This is a genomic window from Curtobacterium sp. NPDC086286, from assembly GCF_044746255.1.
GTDB lineage: Bacteria > Actinomycetota > Actinomycetes > Actinomycetales > Microbacteriaceae > Curtobacterium.
Window position 1 is genome coordinate 74,604 of the sequence record NZ_JBIVBW010000010.1, and the last position, 26,883, is coordinate 101,486.

Annotated in this window: 21 protein-coding genes; 8 read left to right on the forward strand and 13 right to left on the reverse strand. The window is 73.2% G+C overall.

The features are described from left to right. Positions 1-117: 117 nt before the first annotated feature. The 5 genes from ACIPKM_RS17340 to ACIPKM_RS17360 all read right to left on the reverse strand — a co-directional run bounded on the left by ACIPKM_RS17340 (position 118) and on the right by ACIPKM_RS17360 (position 5,449). Complete coding sequence (locus ACIPKM_RS17340; RefSeq protein ID WP_402737192.1) at positions 118-1,407, reverse strand: carbohydrate-binding protein; 1,290 nt, start codon at positions 1,405-1,407, stop codon at positions 118-120. A 160-nt stretch (positions 1,408-1,567) separates the two neighbouring features. Continuing rightward, positions 1,568-2,416, reverse strand: a complete 849-nt coding sequence (locus tag ACIPKM_RS17345; RefSeq protein ID WP_402737193.1) for a class I SAM-dependent methyltransferase — start codon at positions 2,414-2,416, stop codon at positions 1,568-1,570. A gap of 10 nt (positions 2,417-2,426) precedes the next feature. After that, positions 2,427-3,587, reverse strand: coding sequence for an Mrp/NBP35 family ATP-binding protein (locus tag ACIPKM_RS17350; protein WP_402737194.1), 1,161 nt, complete (start codon positions 3,585-3,587; stop codon positions 2,427-2,429). Further along, on the reverse strand, positions 3,580-4,146 hold the full coding sequence (locus ACIPKM_RS17355; RefSeq protein ID WP_374115141.1) for a DUF1003 domain-containing protein: 567 nt from the start codon (positions 4,144-4,146) through the stop codon (positions 3,580-3,582). The genes ACIPKM_RS17350 and ACIPKM_RS17355 overlap by 8 nt, the downstream gene beginning before the upstream one ends. Then, the gene (locus ACIPKM_RS17360; protein WP_070416690.1) at positions 4,130-5,449 is read right to left on the reverse strand and encodes a magnesium transporter MgtE N-terminal domain-containing protein; all 1,320 of its coding nucleotides are present in this window, start codon (positions 5,447-5,449) and stop codon (positions 4,130-4,132) included. The genes ACIPKM_RS17355 and ACIPKM_RS17360 overlap by 17 nt, the downstream gene beginning before the upstream one ends. A 104-nt stretch (positions 5,450-5,553) precedes the next feature. Between ACIPKM_RS17360 and ACIPKM_RS17365 the strand changes: the two genes are divergently transcribed. Further along, positions 5,554-6,522, forward strand: a complete 969-nt coding sequence (locus tag ACIPKM_RS17365; protein WP_402737195.1) for a general stress protein — start codon at positions 5,554-5,556, stop codon at positions 6,520-6,522. 313 nt (positions 6,523-6,835) lie between these two features. On the opposite strand, the gene ACIPKM_RS17370 is transcribed toward ACIPKM_RS17365, so the two are convergent. Both ACIPKM_RS17370 and ACIPKM_RS17375 read right to left on the reverse strand, forming a co-directional pair. Further along, positions 6,836-7,324: a GNAT family N-acetyltransferase gene (locus ACIPKM_RS17370; protein ID WP_092384196.1), complete on the reverse strand. Its 489-nt coding sequence runs from the start codon at positions 7,322-7,324 to the stop codon at positions 6,836-6,838. A gap of 9 nt (positions 7,325-7,333) precedes the next feature. After that, entirely contained in the window at positions 7,334-8,818 is a 1,485-nt protein-coding gene (locus tag ACIPKM_RS17375; protein ID WP_402737196.1) for an aminopeptidase P family protein, read from the reverse strand. 70 nt (positions 8,819-8,888) lie between these two features. On the opposite strand from ACIPKM_RS17375, the gene ACIPKM_RS17380 reads away from it, so the two are divergent. Further along, positions 8,889-9,761, forward strand: a complete 873-nt coding sequence (locus ACIPKM_RS17380) for a PHP domain-containing protein (RefSeq protein WP_083403228.1) — start codon at positions 8,889-8,891, stop codon at positions 9,759-9,761. Between the two features lie 234 nt (positions 9,762-9,995). Here ACIPKM_RS17380 and ACIPKM_RS17385 read toward each other — a convergent pair whose 3' ends face one another. After that, on the reverse strand, positions 9,996-11,510 hold the full coding sequence (locus tag ACIPKM_RS17385; protein ID WP_402737197.1) for a DEAD/DEAH box helicase: 1,515 nt from the start codon (positions 11,508-11,510) through the stop codon (positions 9,996-9,998). An 82-nt stretch (positions 11,511-11,592) separates the two neighbouring features. Here ACIPKM_RS17385 and ACIPKM_RS17390 point away from each other — a divergent pair, with 82 nt between their 5' ends. Next, positions 11,593-12,309 carry a ferritin-like fold-containing protein gene (locus ACIPKM_RS17390; RefSeq protein ID WP_070416686.1) on the forward strand — a complete coding sequence of 239 codons (717 nt, stop codon included), beginning with the start codon at positions 11,593-11,595 and terminating at the stop codon, positions 12,307-12,309. 11 nt (positions 12,310-12,320) lie between these two features. Here ACIPKM_RS17390 and ACIPKM_RS17395 read toward each other — a convergent pair whose 3' ends face one another. Both ACIPKM_RS17395 and ACIPKM_RS17400 read right to left on the reverse strand, forming a co-directional pair. Then, the gene (locus ACIPKM_RS17395; protein WP_070416685.1) at positions 12,321-12,617 is read right to left on the reverse strand and encodes a hypothetical protein; all 297 of its coding nucleotides are present in this window, start codon (positions 12,615-12,617) and stop codon (positions 12,321-12,323) included. A 1-nt stretch (position 12,618) separates the two neighbouring features. Beyond that, entirely contained in the window at positions 12,619-12,843 is a 225-nt protein-coding gene (locus ACIPKM_RS17400) for a DUF3107 domain-containing protein (protein ID WP_070419176.1), read from the reverse strand. A gap of 84 nt (positions 12,844-12,927) precedes the next feature. Between ACIPKM_RS17400 and ACIPKM_RS17405 the strand changes: the two genes are divergently transcribed. Continuing rightward, the gene (locus ACIPKM_RS17405; RefSeq protein ID WP_402737198.1) at positions 12,928-16,083 is read left to right on the forward strand and encodes a PD-(D/E)XK nuclease family protein; all 3,156 of its coding nucleotides are present in this window, start codon (positions 12,928-12,930) and stop codon (positions 16,081-16,083) included. Further along, a complete protein-coding gene (locus ACIPKM_RS17410) occupies positions 16,080-19,352 on the forward strand; it encodes an ATP-dependent DNA helicase (RefSeq protein WP_402737199.1) in 3,273 nt (1,090 codons plus the stop codon). The genes ACIPKM_RS17405 and ACIPKM_RS17410 overlap by 4 nt, the downstream gene beginning before the upstream one ends. Positions 19,353-19,611: 259 nt before the next feature. On the opposite strand, the gene ACIPKM_RS17415 is transcribed toward ACIPKM_RS17410, so the two are convergent. Next, positions 19,612-20,610: a phosphotransferase gene (locus ACIPKM_RS17415; protein WP_070416684.1), complete on the reverse strand. Its 999-nt coding sequence runs from the start codon at positions 20,608-20,610 to the stop codon at positions 19,612-19,614. A gap of 108 nt (positions 20,611-20,718) precedes the next feature. On the opposite strand from ACIPKM_RS17415, the gene nudC reads away from it, so the two are divergent. Both nudC and ACIPKM_RS17425 read left to right on the forward strand, forming a co-directional pair. After that, the gene (nudC, locus tag ACIPKM_RS17420; RefSeq protein WP_402737200.1) at positions 20,719-21,654 is read left to right on the forward strand and encodes an NAD(+) diphosphatase; all 936 of its coding nucleotides are present in this window, start codon (positions 20,719-20,721) and stop codon (positions 21,652-21,654) included. Further along, a complete protein-coding gene (locus ACIPKM_RS17425; RefSeq protein ID WP_402737201.1) occupies positions 21,651-23,420 on the forward strand; it encodes an ATP-dependent helicase in 1,770 nt (589 codons plus the stop codon). The genes nudC and ACIPKM_RS17425 overlap by 4 nt, the downstream gene beginning before the upstream one ends. Here the strand turns inward: ACIPKM_RS17425 and ACIPKM_RS17430 are convergent. Both ACIPKM_RS17430 and ACIPKM_RS17435 read right to left on the reverse strand, forming a co-directional pair. After that, positions 23,311-24,168: a hypothetical protein gene (locus tag ACIPKM_RS17430; RefSeq protein WP_402737202.1), complete on the reverse strand. Its 858-nt coding sequence runs from the start codon at positions 24,166-24,168 to the stop codon at positions 23,311-23,313. The genes ACIPKM_RS17425 and ACIPKM_RS17430 overlap by 110 nt on opposite strands. A 59-nt stretch (positions 24,169-24,227) precedes the next feature. Then, positions 24,228-25,604: a zinc-dependent metalloprotease gene (locus ACIPKM_RS17435; protein WP_402737203.1), complete on the reverse strand. Its 1,377-nt coding sequence runs from the start codon at positions 25,602-25,604 to the stop codon at positions 24,228-24,230. Between the two features lie 106 nt (positions 25,605-25,710). Between ACIPKM_RS17435 and ACIPKM_RS17440 the strand changes: the two genes are divergently transcribed. Beyond that, positions 25,711-26,820 carry a PDZ domain-containing protein gene (locus tag ACIPKM_RS17440; protein ID WP_402737204.1) on the forward strand — a complete coding sequence of 370 codons (1,110 nt, stop codon included), beginning with the start codon at positions 25,711-25,713 and terminating at the stop codon, positions 26,818-26,820. Positions 26,821-26,883: the final 63 nt, after the last annotated feature.

Genomic DNA, 26,883 nt, shown 5'->3' on the forward strand with positions numbered 1-26,883 from the left:
GGGGGGGGCCGCACGGTGCGCCGCCGACGCGCCCCCCCCCCCCCCCCGGGGGGGGGGGGCGGGCGGGGGGGGGGGGGCCCCGGGGCCCCCCCGCCTCCAGTCCCTTGGTGGTGGCGACTACTGCAGGTCGGCCAGGAAGCGGTCCGTCCACGCGAGGGCCGGAGCGCTCGGGACCGAGCTGCAGGTGGACATCGCCGTCGTCGAGGAGCACGGGGTGTCGCGGTCGAGCGACCAGTAGTGGACCCCGGCGAGCCCGTTCGCCTTCGCGTAGGCGGACAGCGTGTCCACGTCGGCGAGGGTGAAGACCTCGTCGGAGGCGTCGTTCACGCCGATCATCGGGGTGACCTCGATCTTCGACGGTGCGATGCCGTACGTGTGCTCGAGGTTCGTGACGGCCTGGATCGAGGACTTGCCCATCTCGCAGGTCGATCCGGACAGGACGCAGTTCGCGGTCGTCGCGCGGCCGAAGTCCATCGTCATGAGGTTGACGGTGTAGTTCGTCAGGCTCGACGCCTTGATGGCCTTGACCGTGGCGTCACCGGTGCCGTTCAGGCCGCCGAAGCTCCCGTCGCTGGCGGCCAGGGTCGCGAGCGTGAACGAGAACCGCATCCCCGGGTACTTCGACTGCGCGAGCGCTGCGGCGTTGACGAGGTTCTGCACGTCGGCGGCGGACTGCCCGCTCTCGATGTCGAAGTCGACGCCGATCATGTGCGGGGTGGCGTACCGGGCGATGAAGCTCTGCAGCGCGGTGCCCGAACACTTGAACGAGCCCGCTGCACCGCCGGTGCTCACGATGTAGTTCACGCCCGCGGCGTCGAGCTTCGGGATGTTGGCGCTCGCGAAGGCGTCCGCGGCGACACCACCCCAGTTCTCGCTGCCACAGGTACCGGTGGCGAAGGCGAGGGTGATCGCCTTGAGGCCCGGCTCCCGGGTGGACACCAGGCTGTTGCTCGACCCGACGACCGGGATGCGCGTGCCGGTGACGGCCGTGTTCATCACGTTCGTGTTCCAGTCGAGGTTCACGGTGACGTCCTTGTAGGGGCTGAAGACCAGGCCCTTCGCCGTCCCGCCGCTGCCGCCGGTGCCCGGGGTGGTGGTGCCGCCGCCGGGGTTGGTCGTACCGCCGCCGCCGGTGCCGGCGCAGGCTCCCGTGGACGTCCAGGGCTGGCCGCTGCCAGTCGCGCCGGAGTGGGTCGCGGGGTCGTCGCCCTGCGTCCACCAGTTCGCGGTGTAGTTCGTGCCGCTCTCGCTCACCGTCGCGCCGCCGTTGTACGCGGTGCCCGCGCTCCACGCGGTGGCGCACGCCGGTGTGGCCGCCATGGCCGGTGCTGCTGCGACGGACCCGCCCGCCAGTGCAGCCGCGAGGGCCGCGACGAGTCCGATCCTGAGTCTGGTCCTGCTGTTCACACGGTTCTCCTGTCCTCGGTCCGGCGGCGTTGCCGGACACGGGTGGAGCCCCTGCGGACCCGATTCCGCAGGAGCATTGTGGAATACCCCTGCATATTGCTCCGCGGTGGAACGACCTGTCCATGAAAGGACGTACAGGCAGCGTCGATCGGCTGGCGGATCAGTCCTTCGACGCGACGATCGTGAAGGTCGTGGGGAGGCGGTCGCGGTCCTCGCCGGGCCACTCCCACGAGCCGTCCCCGGTGTCGACCATGCGCGGGCTGAACCGCCACGGCAGCGTCCGACCCTCGTCGAGTCGGCGCAGCCGGAGCCCGACGCCGAGCAGGGCGTTCACGATCTCCGACAGTGGATGCGGCCACTCGTACGTGCGGGTGTTCGACACCGTGCCGTCGCCCGCGTAGGTGCCGGCGTCGTCCCACTGCTGGGCGGAGCCGTCCGCGAAGTACCGGTAGCGGGTGACGAGCCCGTCGGCGTCCTCGTCGAGCGCGTACAGCGCGGGGTGGCCGTCGCGGATGAAGAACACACCGCCCGGTCGCAGGAGCGCTGCGACCTGGGCGGCCCACCGGTCGAGGTCGTCGAGCCAGCAGATCGTCCCGATGCTCGTGTAGACGACGTCGAAGTCGCCCACCACCGCGGCCCGGGCGTCGAGGACGTCCGTCTCGACCCAGGTCACGTCGAGGCCGAGGCGTGCCGACAGCCCGGCGGCCGAGGCGAGCGCCGCGGGGGAGAAGTCCACGCCGGTGACGCGGGCGCCCTCCCGCGCGAGCGAGACCGTGTCCGTGCCGATGTGGCACTGCAGGTGGCAGAGGTCGAGGCCGGCGAGGGAGCCGTCCGGCAGCCACGGTCGCAGTGCGGGTAGGTCGTCGCGGACGACGGTCGAGCGGTGGTCCGGGTCGGTCAGGGCGTCGATCTCGTAGGCGCCCTCGTGGATGGGCACCCGGTCGTCCCAGTTCGCGCGGTTGGTGTCGCGGGCCTGCTCCCAGTCGACGCTGACGTGATCAGTGCTCATGCACCCGACCCTACGACAGCGACAGCCCGAGCTTCCGGCCGGACAGCCCCCGTCCCATCGTGCCGACGCGGTCTGCGATCGCCGCCAGCGCCACCGCCGCCGGGTCCTCGGGATCGCCGAGCACCACCGGGACGCCGGCGTCGCCGCCCTCGCGGAGCGGCACGGACAACGGCACGCTGCCGAGCACCGGGACGGCGGTGTCCTGGTCGCGGGAGAGCCGGCGGGCGGTCTCGGCGCCACCGCCCTCGCCGAAGAGGTGCAGCACCGACCCGTCGGGCTGCACGAGGCCCGCCATGTTCTCGACGACGCCGATCACCCGCTGCCCGGTCTGCCGGGCGACGGTCCCGCTCCGTTCGGCCACGTCGGCAGCGGCCGCCTGGGGCGTGGTGACGACCAGGACCTCGGCGTGGGGGAGCAGCTGGCCGACCGAGATCGCCACGTCACCGGTGCCGGGCGGCAGGTCGAGCAGGAGCACGTCGAGGTCGCCGAAGTACACGTCGGTGAGGAACTGCGAGACGGTGCGGTGCAGCATCGGACCGCGCCAGGACACCGCGGTCGAGACGTCGTCCACGAACATGCCGATCGAGACGACCTTCACGTCGTGCGCGACCGGCGGCAGGATCATGCTGTCGACCCGGGTCGGGCGAGGGGCCACGCCCGCGGCGTCGGTGAGCCCCATCAGCCCGGGGACGCTGAAGCCGTGCACGTCGACGTCCACGATGCCCACGCGCTGCCCGCGGGCCGCGAGGGCGGCGGCGAGGTTCACGGTGACCGTCGACTTGCCGACGCCGCCCTTGCCGCTCGTCACCGCGATCACCCGGGTGAGCGAGTCCGGGGTGAACTGCACGCCCCGGGGTCTCCCCGCGCGGAGTCGTTCGGTGAGCGCGGCACGCGTCGCCGGGGCCATCACGGACACGTCGACCGCCACGCTCGAGACGCCGTCCACGGAACCGGCGGCCGCACGCACGTCGCGCTCGATGGTGTCGGCGGCCGGGCATCCAACGATCGTGAGCTGCAGGTCGACGCGCACCGCGCCTCCTGGCTGCACGTCGACACCACGGATCATGTCGAGCTCCGTGACGGGCCGGCGGATCTCGGGGTCGATCACGCGGCCGAGCGCGGCGAGGACCGCGCTGCCCAGCTGCTCGTCCGACCGGCCGCCGTCAGCCACGGGCCGTCGTGCCGGACTCGTCGGCGAAGCCGGCGTCCTCGGCGTCGCGCCGGTCGAGTTCCTCGAGCAGCGAGCGGATCTCGGCGCGGATGAAGTCCTTCGACGCCATGTCCCGCATCGCCAGGCGGAGCGCCACGACCTCGCGGGCGAGGTACTCGGTGTCGGCGAGGTTCCGCTCGGCGCGCTGCCGGTCTTGCTCGAACTGCACGCGGTCGCGGTCGTCCTGCCGGTTCTGGGCGAGCAGGATGAGCGGCGCCGCGTACGACGCCTGCAGGGACAGCACGAGCGTCAGGGCCGTGAAGCCGATCGCCGCGGAGTCGAACTGCCAGGGCTTCGGGGCGAGCGTGTTGTAGCCCATCCAGACGACGCAGAACAGGGTCAGGCCGACGAGGAACCAGGGCGTTCCCATCGCACGCGCGATGCCCTCGGTCGCGCGACCGAAGGCGTCACCGCGACCTCGGCGCCGGGTCGGCAGGACGCGGGTGCGCATGCCCTTGGGGGAGTCGAGTCGAGCATCGGTCCGCTCGCGATCGCGGCGGTTGTCATCCGTTCGGGCCACGGGTGGTCCTCCTTCCCGTCGTCACGGGCGTCCTGCGTGGGCGTTGGCGCGGAAGCGGTGAGGGTTCCCCCTCGCCCTGACTTCGCCAGTCGTCCGGCAGGACGTGGTCGAGGACATCGTCGATCGTCACCACCCCGACGAGACGGTGGGCATCGTCGACCACGGGGACGGACAGCAGGTTGTAGGTCGCCATGATGCGCGTGACCTCGGCCGCGCTCGCGTCGACGCGGACCGGGTCGGTCTGCTGGTCGATGAGCGTGCCGAGTCGTTCGTTCGGCGGGTAGCGGAGCATCCGCTGGAAGTGCACGAGGCCGAGGAACCGGCCGGTCGGTGGCTCGTACGGCGGCAGCGTCACGCAGACGGCGGCGCCGAGCACCGGCGCGAGTTCGTGGCGGCGGACGAGTGCGAGCCCCTCGGCGACGGTGGCGTCGGCGGAGACGATCACCGGTTCGGTCGTCATGAGACCACCGGCGGTGTCTGGTTCGTACTCGAGGAGCATGCGGACGTCCTGCGCCTCTTCCGGCTCCATGAGCTGGAGGAGGGCCTCGCTGCGCTCGTCGGAGAACTGCGCGAGGACGTCGGCCGCGTCGTCCGGCTGCATGTGGTCGAGCACGTCGGCCGCACGTGAGTCGACCAGCCGGGTGAGGATCTCGATCCGCTGCTGGTCGGGCATCTCCTCGAGCACGTCGGCGAGCCGGTCGTCGGGGAGCTCCTCGGCGACCTCGAACCGCCGCTCCTCGGGCAGGTCGAGCAGCGTCGACGCCAGGTCGGCCGGCAGCAGGTCGGAGTAGGCGGCGATCACGTGTTCGGCTGACTGGGCCTCGCCGGGGAGCTCGTCCTCGGTGACCTCGTTCCAGGTCGCGAACGTCGTCGGGCCCTTGCCGAACGGGGACGGCGTGGTCTTCGGCTTGCGGAGGAAGAGCTGCGACACCTCCCAGTCGCCCTGCCCGCGGTCCTCGATCGCGACGTCCTCGATGGTGGCGCGGATGCGCTCCTTCTTGATGAGGACCTTGCGACCGAGCATCTCCGCGATCACCCGGACCTCGCCACCGCGCTGCTCGAAGCGGCGCATGTTCACGAGGCCGGTCGTGATGACCTGCCCGGCACCGATCGAGGTGATGCGGCCGATGCTCACGAAGATCCGGCGCTTGCCCGGGACCTCGACGATCAGACCGACGACGTGCGGCGGATCGGCCCGGCGGTACACCACCAGGACGTCTCGGACGCGGCCGACGCGGTCTCCCGCGGGGTCGAAGACGGAGCACCCGGCGAGGCGGGCGACGAAGACCTTCGTGGCGCTCACCCGACCCAGCGTAGTCGGTGCGTCTGGCCGGATCCGCCGTGGCGGTCGGCGGCTTCCCTGAGAGTGCACGTGCGATTGCAAGGTGTGCGGTGAATGATGGCTGTGTGAGCAATCAGAGCCCGTTCGGCGGCCGGACCGCCCAGGCCTTCCCGACGCTGCCCAAGGGCGACGTCCTCGGCACCTACGACAGCTACCCCGACGCCCAGCGCGTGGTGGCGAAGCTCGCCGAGGCCGACTTCCCGGTCAACCAGCTCTCGATCGTCGGCAACGACCTCAAGACCGTCGAGCGCGTCACCGGCAAGATGACGTACGGCCGTGCGGCGATCGCCGGCGCGCTGTCCGGCCTCTGGCTCGGCATCTTCTTCGGCATCGTGCTGACGCTCTTCTCGCCGAGTGCCGGTGGCCTCATCCTCGCCGCCGCCATCATCGGTGCGGCGTTCGGCATGCTCTACGGCATCGTCTCGTTCGCGATCACGAAGCGGCAGCGGGACTTCACGAGCGTGCACCAGGTCCTCGCGACGAACTACCAGATCGTCGTCGAGCCGCAGCTCGTGGGCCAGGCACGTCGCATCCTCGGTGAGGCCGGGCTCGCCCCCACCACGCACTGGAACCCCGGTACGCCGGGTGCACCGGGACCGCAGAGCGGGCCGGGGGCCGGGTTCCAGGGGCCGCCGCCGCAGCAGCCGTGGCGTCCGGGTCCCGGTTCCGGCTCCGGTGCTCCCGGCTCCGGCGGGCAGTCGGCCGGGTCCGGTGGCGGGTGGGGTGCCGGTCAGCAGGGATCGCCGTACGGTGGGCACGCCACGCCGCACCACCAGCCAGGAGGCGCGCAGCAGCCCGGCACGCCGCCCTCCGGCGCGCAGACGGCGACGCCGCGCTACGGCACGAACGAGGGGCCGCGCTACGGGGAGACCCCGGCGACCGCTCCCGCGCCGGCAGCGCCCGCGTCCGCACAGCAGCCGCGTGCGGAGGAGCCGCCGCGCTACGGGGAGCGGGTGACCGGGGCGACGCCGCCGGCGCCGAGCTCCGCCGAGTCCGCGGAGTCGGCGCCCCCGAAGGACGACGAGTCGCGTTGAGTCGCTGGCGGCCGCCGAGCTCGGGGTCGGGGCGGGGCTCGGGGCCGAGATCGGGGCGAGGCCGGTGCCGAGGTCGCACGACGCGCCGCTCACGTCCGCCGAGGTCGCACGAACGGCCGTTCCCCGTCGCGGGGAGCGGCCGTTTCCGCGACCTCGGCGGCGGCCGTCCCGCGCGCGGATCGTCGAGCGGGCGGGACACGCCGCGCGCGGGTCGTCGAGCGGGCGGGACACGCCGCGCGCACGTCGTCGAGCGGGCGGGAACGGCCGCCGAGGTGCTGCGAGCGGGACGTACTTCGCCCGCTCGGGGCCCGGGCTAGAGGACCTTCGAGTAGCAGATCGAGGTCGGCACCCCGACGTACGGCCCGAAGTTCGCGATGCGCGTGAACCCCTCGCGCTCGTAGAACCCGATCGCACGCTTCTGCTCGTTCCCGGTCTCCAGCACGAGCGCCGGCGAACCGAGGTCGAGCGCAGCGTCCTCCAACCGACGCAGCAGCGCCGCCGCGACACCGGCACCCCGGGACTCCGGCCGGACGTACATCCGCTTGATCTCGGTGATGCCGTCCTGCACGACCCGCAGCCCGCCGCAGCCGAGCGGCGTACCGTCGTCGTCCCGCGCGAGGAAGAACACCGCGATGGAGTCCGCCGTCGGCTTGTCGCCGGGTTCGGTGTCGCCGCCGTACGCACGGTCGATCTCCAGGCGCTGGGCGGCGCGGAGCCGCTGGGCGTCGGGGGAGTCGAAGTGCTCGACGTCGATCGAGAACGCGCTCTCGCTGGGGCTGGGGGAGACCTCCGGTGTCGTCACCCGCTCAGGCTAGCGGCCGGAGCGGGCGATCCACCCCTCCACTTCCGAGGGGGTCCGGGGGATGCCGACGGACAGGTTCTCGGCGCCGTCCTCGGTCACGAGGATGTCGTCCTCGATGCGGACGCCGATGCCGCGGAACTCCTCGGGCACGGTGAGGTCGTCCTGCTGGAAGTACAGGCCGGGCTCGATCGTGAAGACCATGCCGGCCTGCACGGTGCCGTCGATGTACATCTCACGCCGGGCCTTCGCGCAGTCGTGCACGTCGAGGCCGAGGTGGTGGCTCGTGCCGTGCACCATGTAGCGACGGTGGAACTGGTTGTCCTGCTGGAGCGATTCCTCGGCGCTGCCGGGCAGGAAGCCCCACTCGGCGGTCTTGCGGGCGATGACCTCCATCGCGGTGGCGTGCACCTGACGGAAGGTGATGCCGGGCTTCACGATGGCAAAGGCCGCGTCCGCCGCTTCGAGCACGGCTTCGTACACGAGGCGCTGCACGTCGGTGAAGGTGCCGCTGACCGGGAGCGTGCGGGTGATGTCGGCCGTGTAGAACGAGTCGACCTCGACCCCGGCGTCGATGAGGATCAGGTCGCCCGGCTCGACGGCGCCGTCGTTGCGGGTCCAGTGCAGGATGCAGGCGTGGTGGCCGGAGGCGGCGATCGTGTCGTAGCCCACGGTGTTGCCGTCGGCACGGGCACGGCGGTTGAACGTCCCCTCGACGATGCGCTCGCCGCGGGGGTGCGCCAGGACCGCGTCGAAGTCGGCGATGACGTCGTCGAAGCCGGCCTTGGTCGCGTTCACGGCCTTGCGGAGCTCGTTGACCTCGTACGCGTCCTTCACGAGGCGCAGCTCGGAGAGGTCGCGGGCGAGGGCGTCGTCCGTCGCGGGCACGCCGTCGGCCTCGGGCGCGCCACCGACGGCGCTGCCGATCCGGTCGTCGAGTCCGCGGGTGAGGTCGGTGTCGGCGTCGCGCACGACGAGGGCCGAGGCGTCGAGCCCGGCGCGCACGGCGTCGAACGCGCCGAGGTCGGCGGTCGCGAGACCGAGGTCCGCCGCGACCTCGTCCAGCGAGGGGCGCGGGCCGACCCAGAACTCCCCGATCTCGGGGTTGGCGTAGAACTCCTCGGAGTCGCGCCCGGCGGTCGCGCGGAAGTACAGCGTGGCGTCGTGCCCGGAGCCGTTCGGCGTCATGACGAGCACGGAGCCGACGACGGTGTCGGTGCCCCAGCCGGTCAGGTGCGCGAACGCGGAGTGCGGGCGGAACGGGTAGTCGCAGTCGTTCGATCGCACCTTGGCCTGGCCGGCCGGTACGACGATCGTCCGGCCCGGGTGCAGCTCGGAGAGCTTCGCGCGGCGCTCGGCAGCGAAGGCGGCCTGCTCGCGGGGGTCGGGCAGCGGACGGTCACGATCGGCCCACTGCGAGCCGATGTAGTCCTTGAACGTCGAGGATCCGGGGGTGGTGGAACGGTTGCTCGTCGCGCGGGGCGTGGTGTCGGACATGCACCCATCATCGCACCGCCCGTCGTCCCGCGGCCTGTGCGCCCGCTCACCTGTGGATAGCATTGTCGACGTGCCCGATCCGTTCATCGACCTGCACGCGCACTCGAGCGTCTCCGACGGCACCGAGCGACCCGCGGACCTCGTCCGGGCGGCAGCAGCCGCCGGACTGGACGCCGTCGCGCTGACGGACCACGACACGACCGCGGGGTGGGACGAGGCCACGGCGACCGTCCGCGACCTGCCGGTCACGCTCCTCCCGGGTCTCGAACTGAGCACCCGCGTCGGCTACCGCAGCGTGCACGTGCTCGGCTACCTGGTCGACCCCGCCGACCCGGCGCTCGTCGCCGAGACCGAACGGATCCGCGACGGACGCCTCGCCCGGGCCCGCCGGATGGTCGACCGCATCGGCCGCGACCACCCGATCACCTGGGACGACGTGCTCGCGCAGTCCCGCGACGGAGCCACGATCGGCCGCCCGCACATCGCCGACGCCCTCGTCGCCCGCGGGCTCGAGGCCGACCGCAGCGCGGCGTTCCGGGGGATCCTGCACCCGGCCTCCGGGTACTACGAGCCGCACGAGGCGCCGTCCCCGCTCCGGGGCGTCGAGCTCATCCGACAGGCCGGCGGCGTGCCCGTCATCGCCCACCCCGCCGCGTCGTCGCGGGGGATCGTGATCGACGAGCCGATGCTCCGCGAACTGGTCGAGGCCGGGCTCGGTGGGCTCGAGGTCGACCACCGCGAGAACCTCGCGCACGGCAAGCGCACCCTGCTCGACTGGGCGACGCGGTACGGCCTGTTCGTGACCGGGTCGAGCGACTACCACGGCACGGGCAAGCCGAACCGGCTGGGCGAGCACCGCACGGCGTTGGCGGCGTTCGACGCCATCCGCTCCGAGGCGACCGGCAGCGCGCCCGTCGTCGGCGCCGGCTCCCGCCTGGCCTGAGAGCGGCCGCCCGGGCGTCAACGACGTCAAGTCAACGACGTCAAAGCGACAGTCTTCGCGCTGGTTGCTCCGACCTGGCCGTCAAAGCGACGGGATGCCGCGGAACGTTCGCGGGAGTCTGTCGCTTGTGCGGCAGGCGACTCCGGCCCGGCGCGGCCCCCGCCCGGCGCGGCCCGCACACGACGAAGGGCCCGTCGCGTCGGCGACGGACCCTTCGGTGACGGCCTGGAGGCGCTACTCGCCGTTCGACGACCCCTGCGGCGCCGAGGCGGTCGCCTCGGACGAGCCGCTGCCGCTCCCGCGGCGGCGACGCCGACGACGACGCTTCGCGGCGCCGTCGGTCGAACCGTCGGCCGGTGCGCCCTCGGCACCACCGGACTGGGCCGGGGACTCGGCGTCCGCAGGCTGCGAGGCGGACCGTGCCGCGCCTCCCGAGCCGTTGCCGGAACCGGATGCCGAACCCGAGCCGGACCGCGTCCGGGTGCGGGGCGGACGCGAGCCGCTGCGCGGACGGTCGCCCGACTGTTTCTCGGCGGGGCCACCGGCCGATGCCGCGTGCGCCGAAGCGCCGGGCAGACGGCCCTTGGTGCCGGCCGGGATGTCGAGTTCCTCGAACAGGTGCGGCGACGACGAGTAGGTCTCGACGGGCTCGGGGATGCCGAACTCGAGCGCCTTGTCGATCAGCGTCCACTTGTGCAGGTCGTCCCAGTCGACGAACGTGACCGCGATGCCGGTCTTGCCCGCACGGCCGGTGCGCCCGGCACGGTGCAGGTAGGTGTCCGGGTCGTCCGGGATGGTGTGGTTGATCACGTGCGTGACGTCGTCCACGTCGATGCCGCGGGCCGCGACGTCGGTGGCGATCAGCACGTCGCGCTTGCCGGCCTTGAAGGCGGCCATGGCACGCTCGCGCTGCTCCTGGTTGAGGTCGCCGTGCACCGCTGCGGCGTTGAATCCGCGGTCCTTGAGCTCCTCGACGAGCTTCGCGGCGGCGCGCTTCGTGCGGGTGAAGATCACGGTCTTGCCGCGCCCCTCGGCCTGCAGGATGCGGGCGATGACCTCGTCCTTGTCGAGCGAGTGCGCGCGGTAGATGAGGTGCTTGATGTTCGCCTGCATCAGACCCTCGTCGGGGTCGGTCGCGCGGATGTGCACCGGGCGGCTCATGAAGCGGCGGGCGAGCGCCACGATCGGCGCGGGCATCGTCGCCGAGAACAGCATCGTGTGCCGCACCTCGGGGATGGCCTGGAAGATGCGCTCGATGTCCGACAGGAAGCCGAGGTCGAGCATGCGGTCGGCCTCGTCGAGGACGACCTCCTGCACGTGCGACAGGTCGAGCAGGCGCTGGCGCTGCAGGTCGATCAGGCGCCCGGGGGTGCCGACGACGATCTGGGCGCCGGCCTTGAGCTGCTCGATCTGCCCCTCGTACGCCTTGCCGCCGTAGATCGCCGCGATGGTCGTCGGGCGGTTCGAGGTGGCGAGCTCGAGGTCCTCGGTCACCTGGACCGCGAGTTCGCGGGTCGGCACGACGACGAGGGCCTTGACGCCGGGCGCCGGGTCGGCTCCGAGTCGCTGGATGAGGGGGAGGCCGAAGCCGAAGGTCTTGCCCGTACCCGTCTTGGCCTGGCCGATGATGTCCTGGCCGGTGAGGGCGAGCGGGATCGTCTGCTGCTGGATCGGGAAGGGCTCGAGGATGCCCTTCGTCGCGAGCGCGTCGACGATGTCCTGCTCGATGGAGAGGTCTGCGAAAGTCAAAGAATCACCTTAGTTCTGGTGGAAGTCCCGACCAGTCTACCGGCGGGTCGGGCTCGGTTCTCCAGGCCCCTATGCTGGAGCCGTGGTGTCGTGGTGGAACCGGAAGCGCGCGGCGGAGCTCGCGTCCGCGTGGCTCGCGTCGCGGAACCCGCGGAACGCCTCGCCCGTGGAACGTCTGCAGCTCGACGACGTCAGCCCCGAGCTGGACGTCTACCTGGGCCAGGCGGCGTACCTCGAACTCTCGCTCTACGAGACGATGGGCCGCGCCGGGGCCGGTGCGCCGACCCTGTCCGGCCGGCTCGTCACGGGCGTGCTCGCGACGACGGCGCTCGAGCGGCACCGCGCCATCGTCGCCGAGATCGAACGGACCGGCGGTGACCCGGCTGCGCTGATGGCCCCCCACCGCGAGGCGATCGACCTGTTCCTCGAGCGCACGAGCGGCGCGGACTGGTACGAGTCGATGCTCACGGGCTACGTCACCGCGGGGATCCTCAACGACCTGTTCGGCTCGCTGCTCCGGTCGCTCCCGGCCGAGGTCCGGCAGCGCCTGAAGACCGTGTTCGACGCGCGTGAGGAAGCCGCCGTCGTCGAGGAACTCACCGAACGCATCGCCGAGGACCCGCAGGTCGGGTCGCGACTGGCGATGTGGGGGCGTCGGCTCGTCGGGGACACGTTGCTCGTGGCCCGGTCGGCGCTCGCATCGCACGCGCGTGAGGACCAGGAACGGCTCGAGCCGGTCTGGACCGAGCTCATCGCTGCGCACACGCGGCGCATGGACGCGCTCGGCCTGACGGCCTGACGGCCCCCGGGTCAGGCGCCGGAGGCCTTGACGCGCTCGTAGTACGCCGCGTCGGCAGCCGTACGGCGCTTGCCGAGGACCCACTCCGCGACGAGGGCGACCACACCGGCACCGACCAGGGCGACGACCCAGATCCAGGTCGCGTCGTACTGCCAGCCGGCCCAGGTCAGGGCCTCCCACAGCACCGCGGCGACGATGCCGCCGACCGCGGGGCCGAGCAGGGAGCCACGGCTCGAGCGCCACGGCAGGACCACGTGCGCGACGGCCCCGAGGATCAGCCCGCCGAGGACCGCGAAGAGCAGCTCCACGTCAGGCGACGAAACCGATGCGACGGGACTCTTCCGCGCCGACCTCGACGTAGGCGAGGGACGCGACGGGGACGATGAACCGACGGCCCTTGTCGTCCTGCAGCGAGAGGTGCGTCGCCTTGTCGTCGAGCGCGGCCGCGACGGCCTTCTCGATCTCGTCGGCGGTCTGGGCGGTCTCGAACGCGATCTCGCGCGGGCTGTTGGTGATGCCGATCTTGATGTCCACGAGCACAGCGTATCCGAGCGGCCCCGACGGCCATCGGGCGTTCGCCGCAGGCGCACTGTCGGTCGCTGCGGTTACCGTACGAGGGTGCCCCAGACGACGCTCACGCCCGCACCCGAGGCCACGGGCGTCGCGCGGGCGTTGGCGTCCGACCCGTCGCAGGCCGCCGTGCTCGCGCTGCCGGACGGCCGGCACGCCGCGGTCATCGGCGCACCGGGCACCGGCAAGACGACCACGCTGTCGCGGCTGGTGGCAGCACGGCTCACGCGCGACGACGCGATCTCGCCCGACGGTCACGCCACAGTCCTCGCCCTGACGAGCGCCCGCACGGCCGCGACCGCGCTCCGCGACCGGCTCGCCGCCTCGGTCGACCGGGTGATGCCGGGGGCACTCGCACGGACGGTGAACTCGCTGGCCTTCCAGCTCGTCGCGCACGCCGCCGCCGTCCAGGGCCTCGAGACCCCGACCCTCCTGACCGGCGGCGAGCAGGACCGCATCATCGCCGACCTGCTCGACGGGCACGAGACCGACGGCACGGGTCCGGACTGGCCGGCACCGATCACCGCCGTCGTCCGCGAACGCGCCGGCTTCCGCACCGCCTTGCGCGACGTCATGATGCGGGCGGTCGCCGCGGGCGTGGAACCCGAGGACATGCGCGAACTCGGGGACGACACCGGGCGTCCGGAGTGGCGGGCCGTCGGGGACTTCGTCGACGAGTACCGCGCCGCCGTGACCTCGTTCCGGGCCACCAGCCTCGACGCCGCCGAACTCGTCGCCTACGCCACGGCCGCCGTCCTGCGGGGGCAGGTCCCGGCGAGCGTCGCCGCGCTGCGCCTCGTCGTGGTCGACGACACGCAGGAGCTCGTCGAGGGGGAGATCGCGCTGCTCGGGGCGCTCGCCCGCTCCGGCGTGCAGATCGTCGCCTTCGGTGACCCCGACATCGCCGCGTCGGCGTTCCGCGGGGCCGAGCCCGACGTGCTCGGCCGCCTGGCCTCCCGGCTCGGTGTGGACCGCGTCGACGAGCTGGTCCTCGGCACGGTGCACCGGCACGCGGCACCCGTCCGCGCCCTCGTCTCCGGCATCACGGCGCGCATCGGTGCCGCCGCGGCCGGACGGCAGCGCACCGCCGTGGCGACCACGGCGGACGCCCGCCCCGACGCCGTCGTGCACCTCGAGGGCGCGAGCCGTGCCGCGCTCGTCGTCGCGATCGCCCGGCGGCTCCGCGAACACCGGCTGCTCGACGGCGTGCCGTGGCACCGGATGGCCGTCGTCACCCGCAGCGGTGCCGCGATCCCCGAGCTCGTCCGCGCGCTCTCCGTGGCCGAGGTCCCTGCGACCGCCGGGGCCGCGCCCGTCCGACCCCGCGACGACACCGCGGCGCGGTCCCTGCTCGACGCCGCGGCCGTCGCGCTCGGGGTTCTCCCGCTCGACCCGGTGCTCGCGACGTCCTTCGCGACCGGGCCGCTCGGCGGGCTCGACACCCTGGCGATGCGGCGACTCCGCCTCGCGCTGCGGCGGGAAGAACTGGCCGGTGGCGGTACCCGCACGGCCGACGAACTCCTCGTGGACGCACTCGGCGCGCCCGAGCGCCTGGCGACCGTCGACGCCGGGTTCGCCCGACGCGCGACGCGGCTCGCACGGAGCCTGGTGCAGGCGCACCACGACGCCGAGTCCGGTGCGAGCATCGAGGAGATCCTCTGGGGGCTCTGGGAACGGAGCGGGCTCGCCGGCGCCTGGGGCGGCCAGTCGGCCGCCGGCGGGGTCGGTGCGGCCGAGGCCGACCGGCACCTCGACGCCGTGGTCGGGCTGTTCACCGCGGCGAAGCGGTTCGTCGAGCGGACGCCGGACGCCCCCGCGCGGGTGTTCGTCGACGACCTGCTCGGCGCCGACCTGCCCGAGGACTCGATCGGGCCCGACCGCACCGCCGGCCGGGTCCGCGTGCTCACCCCCTCGGCCACGATCGGGCTCGAGTGCGACGTCGTCGTGGTGCTCGGGCTGCAGGACGGCGTCTGGCCGAACACCCGGGTACGGGGCAGCCTGCTCGACCCCGACGGCCTGGTCCGTGCCGCCGCGGGGATCGACCACGAGACGATCGACGACCGCGCCGCCGTGATCGCCGACGAACTCCGCCTGTTCGCCCGTGCGGTGTCCCGCGCCACCACCCAGGTGATCATCGGGACGGTGGCGAACGACGACGAGTCGCCCTCGCCGTTCGTCCGCCTCGTGCCCGTGCCGCCCGACCGGCAGCCGACCGTGCACCCGCTGTCCCTGCGCGGCCTCGCCGGATCGCTCCGTCGGCGCGTGGTGGCCTCGGGCGACCACGAGGCCGCGTCCGCCCTCGCGCGCCTGGCCGAGGCAGAGGTCCCCGGCGCCGCTCCGGACGACTGGTACGGGCTCGCCGAGCCCTCGACCGACGACCCGCTCGTCGACCTCGACGCCGAGCCGGCACCCGAGCACGAGGGCGGCGAGCCCGTGCCCCCGACCGTGTCGGTCTCGCCCTCCCGCATCGGTACCTTCGAGGAGTGTCCCGTGCACTGGTTCGTGCAGACCTTCGGCGGCAGCGCCCCGAGCCCCGCGATGGGCATCGGGACGATCGTGCACGAGACCATGGAGCACGCCACCGCCGTCGACGTGGAGTCCCTGTGGCAGCACGTCGAGGGCCGGTGGGACGAGCTGACGTTCGAGTCGCCCTGGATCGCCGATCGCGAACGCGCCCGCACCCGTCGCATGATCGAGGGACTGAGCGACTACCTCCGCACCTTCGCGAGCGCCGGACGCCGACTGCTCGGCGCCGAGACCTCGTTCGCGCTCGTCACCGGGCCGGCACGGATGCGCGGCAGCATCGACCGGATCGAGGTCGCCCCGGACGGCCGTGTCAGCGTCGTCGACCTCAAGACCGGGCGCTCGATGCCGAGCGAGAAGAACGACATGCCCGAACACCCCCAGCTCGGCGCGTACCAGCTCGCGGTCGAGGACGGCGCGGTCGAGGGGGTCCCCGCCGGCTCGGCGATGGCCGATGCCCGGCTCGTGTTCGTGCAGAACGCCCGCAGCGGCCGTGCCTACTCCGAGCGGACGCAGCAGGCGTTCGACGACGAGGCGCGTGAGGCCTACCGCCAGCGGCTGCACACCGTGGCGACGGGCATGGCCGGACGGACCTTCCTGGCGAACGTCGACGACCACTGCGAGAAGGCCCGGACCGGCGTCGAGTGCCGGATCCACGTCGTGGGTGAGGTGACCTGGTGAACGAGGAACAGCTGCTCGGCCCCGACGGTGCCCGCACCGCCGACCCCGACCGCGTCGAGCCGCCCCGGCACGACGCCGACGCGATCGCCGACGCCCTCGGACGCCCGCGCCCCACGCCGCAGCAGCGCGCCGTCATCGAGTCCCCGCTCACCCCGGCGCTCGTCGTCGCGGGAGCCGGCAGCGGGAAGACCGAGACGATGGCGTCGCGGGTCGTCTGGCTGCTCGCGAACGGGATGGTCCGCCCCGACGGCATCCTCGGCCTGACCTTCACCCGCAAGGCCGCCGGCGAGCTGTCGGTCCGCATCAACGACCGCATCCGCGCGCTCGAGGACGTCGGGCTGCTCGAGGCCGGTGACGCGTTCGAGGCGCCGACGGTGTCCACCTACAACGCGTTCGCCAACTCGGTCTTCCGCGAGAACGCCCTGCTCGTCGGCCGCGACGGCGAGTCCCAGGTGCTCACCGAACCGTCCGCCTGGCAGCTCGCGCGCCGGGTCGTCGTCGCGGCGCGGGACGACCGGCTGGCCGGGCTCGACCGCGACGTCGACACCGTGACCGCCGCGGTCGTCTCGCTCGCCGGCGCGGTGTCCGAGCACCTCGTCGAACCGGAGCGGTTGCGTCGGTTCGCGATCGAGTTCGCCGAGCTGCTCCAGCTGCCGGGGAACGCCCGCGGTGGCGCGTACAAGGCGATCACCGACGCCGTCGCCGCGATCGGTGCCCTCGAGCCCCTCGTCGACCTGGTCGAGGAGTTCCGCCGGCAGAAGGTGGACCGCGGGTTCGTGGAGTTCTCCGACCAGATCGCGCTCGCCCTCGCCGCGGCCGAGTCGGCACCGCGCGTCGTCACCGACCTCCGGCAGCGGTACGGCGTCGTGCTCCTCGACGAGTACCAGGACACCTCGGTCGTGCAGACGCGGTTCCTCGCCCGGCTCTTCCGCGGGCACCCGGTGATGGCGGTCGGCGACCCCCACCAGTCCATCTACGGGTTCCGTGGGGCGAGCGCCGCCAACCTCGCCCGGTTCCCGCGGGACTTCGGCGGGACGTCCGACGACGGCGCCGACGCCGCACGCCCCGTCACCTTCGCGCTCTCCACCAGCTGGCGGAACCCGGTCGACGTCCTCGCCAGCGCCAACGCCGTCGTCGCGCCCCTGTCCGAGGCGTCCGAGGTCGACGTCGAGCGCCTCGTCCCCCGACCCGGGGCGGACGCCGGGACGGTCCACGCCGTGTTCCCGGAGACCCTCCCGGACGAGGCCGCCGCCGTGGCGGAGTGGTTCGCCGCGCGCCGCGCCGCCGACCCGACGGGGTCGATGGCGCTCCTGCTGCGCTCGCGGAAGGACCTCGCCGCGTTCACCGCCGCCCTCGGCGACCGTCGCGTGCCGTTCCACGTGCTCGGCACCGGCGGACTCCTGCAGCGGCCGGAGATCGTCGACCTCGTCGCGTGCCTCCGCGTGCTGCACGACCCCGCCGCCGGCAACGACCTCATCCGGCTGCTCGCCGGCGCCCGGTGGCGGATCGGCGCCGCGGACATCGCCGCCCTGCACGCCCTGGCCCGCTGGCTGTTCGGCCGCGACCACACCCAGCAGCGACTCGACGACGACGTCACCGCAGCCTTCCGGGCATCGGTCGCCGCGGGGGAGCACGGCTCGATCGTCGACGCCCTCGACTTCGTCGCCACCGCCCCGGACGAGCACGGCGCGCTCGCCGACATCAGCGAGACCGGACGCCTCCGGATGCGCGACCTCGGCCGCCAGCTCCAGGCGCTCCGGTCCCGGGCCAGCGGCGACCTCGTCGACTTCGTCACGCTCGTCGTGCAGGAGATGCGGCTCGACATCGAGGTCGCCGCGCACGAGCAGGGGAGCGGGGCGTTCCTCGACGCCTTCATCGACGAGCTCGCGGGCTTCGTGATGACTGACGACCGAGCCGACCTCGGCGCGTTCCTCGGCTGGATCGACGCCGCTGCCCGTCGCGACGACATGGGTCCCCGCTCCGAGGAGCCCGAGGCCGGCACCGTGCAGATCCTGACGATCCACGGGTCGAAGGGCCTCGAGTGGGACGCCGTGGCGGTTCCCCGACTGGTCGAGGGTGCGCTCCCGGCCCGCCCGCTGGAGGGCTCGTCCGGGTGGATCGGCTTCGGCCGGCTGCCGTACGAGTTCCGGGGCGACGCCGACGAGCTGCCGCGACTGGACTGGCGCGGGCACGACACGCAGAAGGACGTCACGCTCGCGATCGACGCCTACAAGGAACAGGTGAAGGCCCGCAACGAGGACGAGGAGCGTCGCCTCACCTACGTCGCGCTCACCCGGGCGAAGCACGACCTGCTCGTCTCCGGCTCGTTCTGGGCGGGCGGGGTCCGACCCACCGAGCCGAGTCGGTACCTGCGCGACCTCGTCGACGCCGGTGTCGTGGACGCCGCCGCCGTCCCCGAGACGACCGAGCACGAGGAGAACCCCCTCGGTGACGCCGGGGCCACGCAGTCCTGGCCGCACGTGCCGTTCGGGCAGCGCGCCGCCCGGGTGGTCGCCGCCGCCGACCGCGTGCGGAACGCCAACCCCGGGGCGGCCGGTCGGTTCAGCGCCGACATCGACCTGCTGCTCGCCGAGCGCGCCGCGAACCGGTCGGCCCGGCACCGGGTGGTCGTCCCGCACCGCGTCCCGGCGTCCGGGTTCAAGGACTACCTGGCCGAACCGGACGCCGTGGCCGAGCGGCTGCGGCGCCCGATGCCGGAGCGGCCCTACCGCGCGACCCGCCTCGGCACGCTCTTCCACCAGTGGGTCGAGCAGCGTGCCCGCAGCGGCGGTTCGCTCGAGACGCTCGACGCCTGGCCGGACGAACTCGACCTCGACCCGGACGACGTGGTCGACGCCTCGGCGGACGTCGCGGTCACCGACGACGACGCCCGTCGGCTCGCCGACTTCCAGGCGACCTTCGCCCGGTCACGGTGGGCGGAGCTGACACCGATCGAGGTCGAGCGCGAGATCCACATCCCGTTCCTCGGCCACAGCGTCGTCTGCAAGCTCGATGCGGTGTACGAGATCGACGGCCGGGCCGAGGTCGTCGACTGGAAGACCGGCAAGGCCCCGTCGGGCGACGACGACCTGGCGAAGCGGCAGCTGCAGCTCGCGTTGTACCGGGTCGCCTACGCGGAGTTCACCGGGCGTTCGATCGACGAGGTCGACGCGGTGTTCTACTTCGTGGCCGACGACCTCGAGGTCCGGCCGCGCGAACTCCTCGACCGCGCCGGACTCGAGCGCGCCTGGCGGGACGCGATCGGCTGACGCCGGCCCGGCGCCGGCCGGCCGCGCTGACGCCGGCCCGGCGCCGGCTCGGCGCCGGCCGGCCGCGCTGACGCGGGCCCGCGGGTCGAACCACGAATCCGACGTCGAACCACGCGCGGACGCTGGTTCCGTGTCGGAATCGTGGTTCGATCCGGACCGGTGGCGCGGCGGACCGCCGGCGACGGGGCGGGGGCGAGCCGCGCCTCCAGGGCCGACGCGCGTCAGCTGCGCCGACGCGCGTCAGCTGCGCCGACGCGCGTCACCCGTGCCGACGCTCGGTCGACGACAGCAGCTGCTCGACCTCGCCGATCTCCATCGTCTCCGGCGAGACCGACTGCAGCGGTGCCGCGCTCGGCGTCTGGACCGCGTCCACCAGCCGGTGCATCATCGCGACCGCGTCGTCGACGACCTCGGTGCTCTTCACCTGCACGCCGTGCAGCAACCACTGCGCGGTCTCGAGCTCGTGGTGCACCCGCGCGCGCTGCGCGAGCTGCCGGTCCCGGCCGCCGCCGTTCGCCTCGTACGCGCTGAGGACGGTGTCGAACGCGTCCTTGCGGCCGGCGAGCACCCACGCGAGGTCCTTCGCCGGGTCGCCGAGCCGCAGCTCGCCCCAGTCGATGACGCCGGAGACGTCGTCACCGGAGACCAGGATCGTCTCGGTGCCGAGCGACCCGTGCACGACGGTGGGCGTGAACTGCCAGAGCTGCTGGTCGCGTGCCGCGCCCTCCCACCGCTCCTTGAGCGCCGCCGGGACGAGCTTCGTGGCGACCGCGCGGTCCATCACGGAGACGGCGGAGCGCAGGACCTCGAACGGGGTGAGGGACGGCAGGCCGGCGTCGGTGACGAAGCTCGTCGGCAGCTGGTGGATCGCGGCGATCGCCCGGCCGACGCTGGTCGCGAGCTCCGGTCGTTCGACGAGGGCCTGCAGCTTCGGGTGCGTCCCGGGCAGGTACGAGGTGACGATGGCGCGGGTCGAGCCGATCGGCGCCTGTCCGCGGTACTCGGCGACGCCGAACGGGAGGCGCGTGCGGATCCCGGCGCTCAGCGCTCGGATCGCGACGAGGTCGGCGGACTGTCGGGCCTCGGCCCGCTGGTTGCGTGGACGGCGGATCGCGGACCAGGCGCCGTCGGCGTCGCGGAGGACGGCCGACTCGTAGTCCCCGGACGCGGCCGAGCCGAGCGTGCGCGTGCCCGTGACGACGAGGCCTGAGACGGCCGTGGTCGCCAACGCGGCTAGAGTGAACTGGGATCCCGCCATGCCCCTCAGGGTAGGTCCGCAGCCGGTGGTCGAGCGTGCGCCACGCTGGCCCGCGGCAGCCCGGGCTCCCGCACCGCCGACCCGATCCGACCCGAGGAGCCCCCTGCCGTGACCGTCGAGTTCGCCGCGAGGCTGCCCCTCTCCCGCAACGACCTCGACCGCGACGCGGAGTTCCGCACGACGGACGACCTCGACCGGGTGCTGCGGGACGACCCGTCGACCCGGTACCTGCCCGTCCGCGGCTCCGAGATGCTGCGGAACGCCGACGGCGCCCTCCGCTTCGTCTCCGCCGATGCCGTGCCGGTCGACGCGGTGACGCTGTACCTCGGTCGTGCCGTGTCCGACGCCCCCGATGCGCCCGCCGGCACCCGGTTCGTCGCCGCGTTCCTCGACGCCGAGACCGCCGCCCGGATCGAACCGGCCGACGACGCGTGGGAGAGCCTGCGGATGTTCGGGACCGAGCTGTCGCCGCGCGACCAGGGCCTCGCGGTCGAGGCCGTGGCGATGGCGAACTGGCACGCCGTGCACGGCTTCTCGCCCCGCACCGGGTCCGCGACCGACGTGGTCACCGGCGGCTGGGTGCGCCGCGATCCCGAGGGGCACGAGCACTTCCCGCGCACCGACGCGGCGATCATCGTCGGGGTCACCGACGCCGACGATCGGATCCTGCTCGGGTCGAACGCGGCGTGGGACGCGGACCGGTACTCGCTGCTCGCGGGCTTCGTCGAGCCGGGGGAGTCGCTCGAGGACGCCGTCCGGCGCGAGGTCTGGGAGGAGTCCGGCGTCCGCGTCGAGGAACCCGAGTACCTCGGCTCGCAGCCGTGGCCGTTCCCGGCGTCGCTCATGCTCGGCTTCCGCGCCCGTGCGGTGGACGGGGACCCGACGACGGCTCGGCCGGACGGCGTGGAGATCCTCGACGTCCGGTGGTTCTCGCGCGACGAGATCCGGGAGCGTGCGGGCGACACCCTGCTGCTGCCGGGCAAGACGTCGATCGCCCGCGCCATCATCGAAGAGTGGTACGGCGGGCCGCTGGACCTGCCGTGAGCAGCGCCGCCGCCGGGGCCGGGGCCGGGGCCGAGCCGCTCCGACCGCCGTCGCCGGACGAGCTCCTCGCCGCCCTCGACGCCGAACAGCGCACCGTCGCCCGGACCCTGCTCGGTCCCGTGGCCGTCCTCGCCGGCGCCGGCACCGGCAAGACCCGCGCCATCACGCACCGCATCGCGTACGGCGTCGCCACCGGCACCTACGCGCCGAACCACGTCCTCGCCCTGACCTTCACCACCCGGGCGGCCGGCGAACTGCGGTCGCGGCTGCGCTCCCTCGGCGCGGGCACGGTGCAGGCCCGCACGTTCCACGCCGCGGCGATGGCGCAGCTCAGCTACTTCTGGCCGGACACCGTCGGCGGACACGCCCCGAAGATCGTCGAGTCCAAGGGCCGGATGATCGCGCACGCGGCGGACACGGTCGGCCTGCGGGTGGACACCCCGACGCTCCGCGACCTGGCCGGCGAGGTCGAGTGGCGGAAGGTCCAGATGCTCTCGTACGACGAGTACGAGGCCGCGGCGGCCGAACGGGTCATGCCGCGCGACACCGCGCCGCGCCGGGTCCTCGACCTCATGCGCGCGTACGAGCAGCTCAAGGACGACCGGCGGCAGCTCGACTTCGAGGACGTCCTGCTCGCGACGCTCGGCATGGTGGAGTCCGAACCCCGGGTGGCGTCGTACGTCCGGCAGCAGTACCGCTTCTTCGTCGTGGACGAGTACCAGGACGTCTCGCCCGTGCAGCACGACCTCCTGCGCGCGTGGCTCGGCGGCCGGGACGACGTCTGCGTCGTCGGCGACGCCAGCCAGACGATCTACTCGTTCGCGGGGGCGTCGAGTCGCTACCTGCTCGGCTTCGGCTCGGAGTTCCCCCGCGGATCCGTGCTGCGGCTCGAGCGGAACTACCGCTCCACGCGCGAGGTGGTGCACGCCGCGAACGCGCTCATGCGCGGGCAACCGGGCGCCCTCGACCTCGTCGCGCAGCACACCGAGCCCGGACCACGGCCCGAGGTGGTGGCGTGCGTGCACGACGGCGACGAGGCGCAGACGGTCGCCCGGACCATCGCGTCGCTGGTCGCCGACCCTGCCTCGGGCGCGTCCTACGGGGACGTCGCGGTCCTCTACCGCCTCGGCGCCCAGGCCGCCGCGGTCGAGTCGGCGCTCGGACGCGCGGGCATCCCGTACCGGGTCCAGGGCGGCACCCGCTTCTTCGACCGCCCCGAGGTCAAGCTCGCGGTGCACCACATGCGGGGCGAGGCCGTCCGGCAGACCGACGACGAGCTCACCCGGCGGGTCGGCCTCGTGCTGCAGGTGAGCGGGTGGACGCCGACGCCACCGGAGGGCACCGGCGCCGTGCGCGAGCAGTGGGAAGCGCTGCAGGCGATCATGGGCCTCGCCGAGGACGCTCCCGCCGGCACGACGATGCAGCAGTTCACGCAGGACCTGGTGGACCGTGCCGCGACGCACCACGAGCCGGAGCTGGACGCCGTGACCCTCGCCACGCTGCACTCGTCCAAGGGTCTGGAGTGGCCGCACGTCGTGGTGATCGGTGCGGCCGAGGGGCTGCTCCCGATCTCGTACGCCACCACCGACGCCGAGATCGACGAGGAACGCCGGCTCTTCTACGTCGGGCTGACCCGTGCCCGCCGGTCGGTGACGGTCACGTGGTCGCGACAGGGTTCCACGCGTGGGGGAGCCCGGGTGGCGAGTCGGTTCCTGGCAGCGCTCGGCACGAACAGCGCGGATGGAACGTCACCGGGAGCCGACTGACCGACAGGTCGTCGCGGTCGAAGACCAGTTGGTCCGGACCGGGGTGCTGGGTTCGGGACGGCAGCCGTTCGAGGAGCATCCGGGTCGCCGCCGCCGCGACCGCCGCGATCCGGTAGGGCGAGAGCGGTGCCGCGGGGCGGCCCCACACCTGCGCCGCGATGGCCGGCCAGCACGGGTCGTCGTCGACGTGCGCGTACTCGACGCACTGGAGGCACGGCCCGGCACCCGGGACGACGAACGGCCCGAGGCGCACGCGTCCGTCCCCGACGACGACCGGCAGGTGCGCGGTGCCCCGCCGGGTCCAGGCCGCGCGGACCGCCGGGTCGACGACGTGGTCGGCCACCACCACGGCGAGCTGGGGATCCGGGTCGGGGACGGTCACCGGTCCGCCCCGCGGCGCCGTCGTGCGTGCGACCGTGACGCCCTCGCCCGAGAGCAGTTCGGCGACCGCGTCCGGCAGGGTCCCGGTGCCGTGCACCTCGACCCGGGCCAGCGGTTCGGGCAGGACGTCGACGACCGCGGGCGAGGCGTCCCCGAGGACGCGCGCGGCGAGACCGGGTGGACACCCGCTCGCCGCGGCGACCCCGGAGAGCGCGTCACGGCCGGTCTCGCGACGGAGTGCGCAGAGGAACCGTTCCTCGGCCGTGCTCGGGACCGGCACGACGGCGCGCGGCGGATCGACCCCGAGCTGGACGGTGGTCGGGTCGCGCCAGACGAACTCGAGGGTCGGATCGATGCGGATGCCCATGCCCCCACGCTGGCGGACCGGGCGCCCGCGCGGGACAGGGACGGCGGATCTGTGGAGAACTACTTCGGAGCGTCGCCCTCGTCGACGTTGCCGGACTCGTCCTCGCGCGGACGGTCACCGGTGGCGTCGTTTAGCAGGTCCTCGAGCGCCTTGTCGAACTCGTCGTCCTCGGCGGAGCGGCCGGGGTGGCGCAGCCGGGCCACGAAGGCGTCCGGCGCGTCGATGTCGTCTGAGGTCGGGACCGCGTCGAAGTGCGACCAGAGCGCGTCGCGCTGCTCCGTGCCGAGCTCGTCGGTGACCCGCTGCCACATCGCCGCGGCTTCGCGGAGGCGACGGGGACGCAGTTCGAGACCGACGAGGGTGGCGAACGCGGACTCGGCCGGACCGCCGGCAGCGCGACGACGACGGACCATCTCGGCGATCGCGCCGGACTTCGGCAGACGCTCGGTGGCGGCGGCGGTCACGGTGTCGACCCAGCCCTCGACGAGCGCGAGCATCGTCTCGAGGCGGGCGAGGGCGGCCTCCTGCTCCTCGGTGCGCGGCGGGATCAGGGCACCGGACGCGAGGGCGTCGCGGAGTTGTTCCTGGTTCGTCGGGTCGATCTCGGACGCGAGCTCCTCGACGCGGTCGAACGGGATGTGGATGCCCCGCGCGTAGTCGGTGATCGACGAGATGATGTGCAGGCGGAGCCAGCGGGCCGAACGGAACAGCCGTGCGTGCGCGAGTTCCCGGACGGCCAGGTAGATGCGGACCTCGTCCTCGGGGACGTCGAGTCCCTCGGCGAACTCGGCCACGTTCTGCGGCAGGAGTGCGGCGACCTGCTCGTCGAGGAGCGGCACGCCGACGTCGCCGCCGGACACGACCTCCTTCGAGAGCTGCCCGACGACCTGGCCGAGCTGGATCGCGAACAGTGCGCCGCCGACGCCGCGCATCGCCTTCGAGACGTCGCCGAGCATCGCCTTGAGCTGCTCCGGGGCACGCTGCTCGATCGCCTCGGTCAGGGCGTTCGAGATGCTCAGCGCCACGGGTTCGGCGATCTGCGCCCACACCGGCGTCGTCGCCTTCGCCCACTGCTCGCGCGTGTAGAGGCTCGGCGTCGCGGTGAGCTCGGCGACCGAGGTGGCCTCGTCCAGCCAGAGCGCCGCGACCTGGAACGCCTGGTCGGCCGCCTGCGAGGTCGCGGGGTCGACCGGGTGGCCACCTTCACGGGCGATCGCGGTGGCGCGCTCGGACGCGACGGAGAAGTCGATGCCGTCACCGCCCGACTGCGCGGCACGCTGCAGCTGGCTCATCAGGTTCGCGACGAAGGCCGGGTCGTTCGGCAGTCCGGCGGCACCGGCGAGCTGCGACGGGTCGATCTGGCCCTCGCCGGAGAGGAGCTTCCGGAGCATCTCCTGGAAGTCGTCGTCCGGCCCCGGCTGCGGTTCATCAGGCATGACGACTACGCTAATCGCTGCTCACGGGGCCGCGCCTGGGACGCCCCCGTGGGAACGCCCGAACCGCTGCGCCGAGGGCGAACAGCCCCCGTGGAAGGACGTTCTCGTGACCCTCTTCGCCGCCGAGCCCCGCCGTCGTCCCCGTTCCCGGACCGTCGGCTGGGCGTTCGTGATCGGTGCCGTCGTCCTCGGGCTCCTCGCCAGCCTGCTGCCGAGCCCCTACCTGATCGAGGTCCCCGGCCCGGTGTACAACACCATCGGGACCCAGGAGCAGGGCACGGGCAAGGACGCGAAGCAGGTCAAGCTCATCCAGGTCGACGGCCACCCGACCTACCCCACCGCCGGCGCACTCGACATGCTCACCGTCGGCATCCAGGGCGACGCCACGAACCGCCCCTCCTGGACGAGCGTCATCCGGGCGCTCTTCACGAAGTCCGAGGCGGTCATCCCGGCGTCCGCGATCTACCCCGAGGGCGTCACCACCGACCAGGTCAACCAGCAGGACACCGCCGACATGCAGCAGTCGCAGCAGTCCGCCGTGGCCGCGGCCCTCATCCAGCAGGGGTACGAACTGCCCACCGACCTCGAGGTCGGCACGGTCCAGAAGGGCTCGGCAGCCGACGGCGTCATCGAGAAGGGCGACGTCATCCGCTCCTTCGACGGGACCTCGCTCACCGAGAACGCCGACGCCACCTCGCTCCGTGAGCTGGTCGCGAAGCACGGCACCTCGGGCCCGGCGACGGTCGTCGTCGGACGCGACGGCGCCGAGAAGACGGTCGAACTGACGCCGCGGAGCGAGCAGGGCACGGCCCTGATCGGCGTGGGCGTGACCGAGCAGTACGACTTCCCGTTCCGCGTCTCCATCGAGCTCCAGGACGTCGGCGGCCCGTCGGCCGGGATGATGTTCGCCCTCGGGATCATCGACGAGATCACGCCGGGCAAGCTCAACGGCGGCAAGCACGTCGCCGGCACCGGCACGATCACCGCCGACGGCGAGGTCGGCGCGATCGGCGGCATCCGGCAGAAGCTCTACGGCGCGAAGGACGCCGGCGCGACCGTCTTCCTCGCGCCGGCCGACAACTGCGGCGAGGTCGTCGGCCACGTCCCGGACGGACTCGACGTCTACAAGGTCGCCACGCTCGACCAGGCGGTCACCGACCTGCAGACGATCGCCTCCGGGAAGAGCACCGCGAAGCTCGCGCGCTGCACGTCGTAGACCCGGCCACGCGCTCCAGGCGACGTCCGCGGCCGTCGCGATCCGTGCCTCCCGAACCGCGTT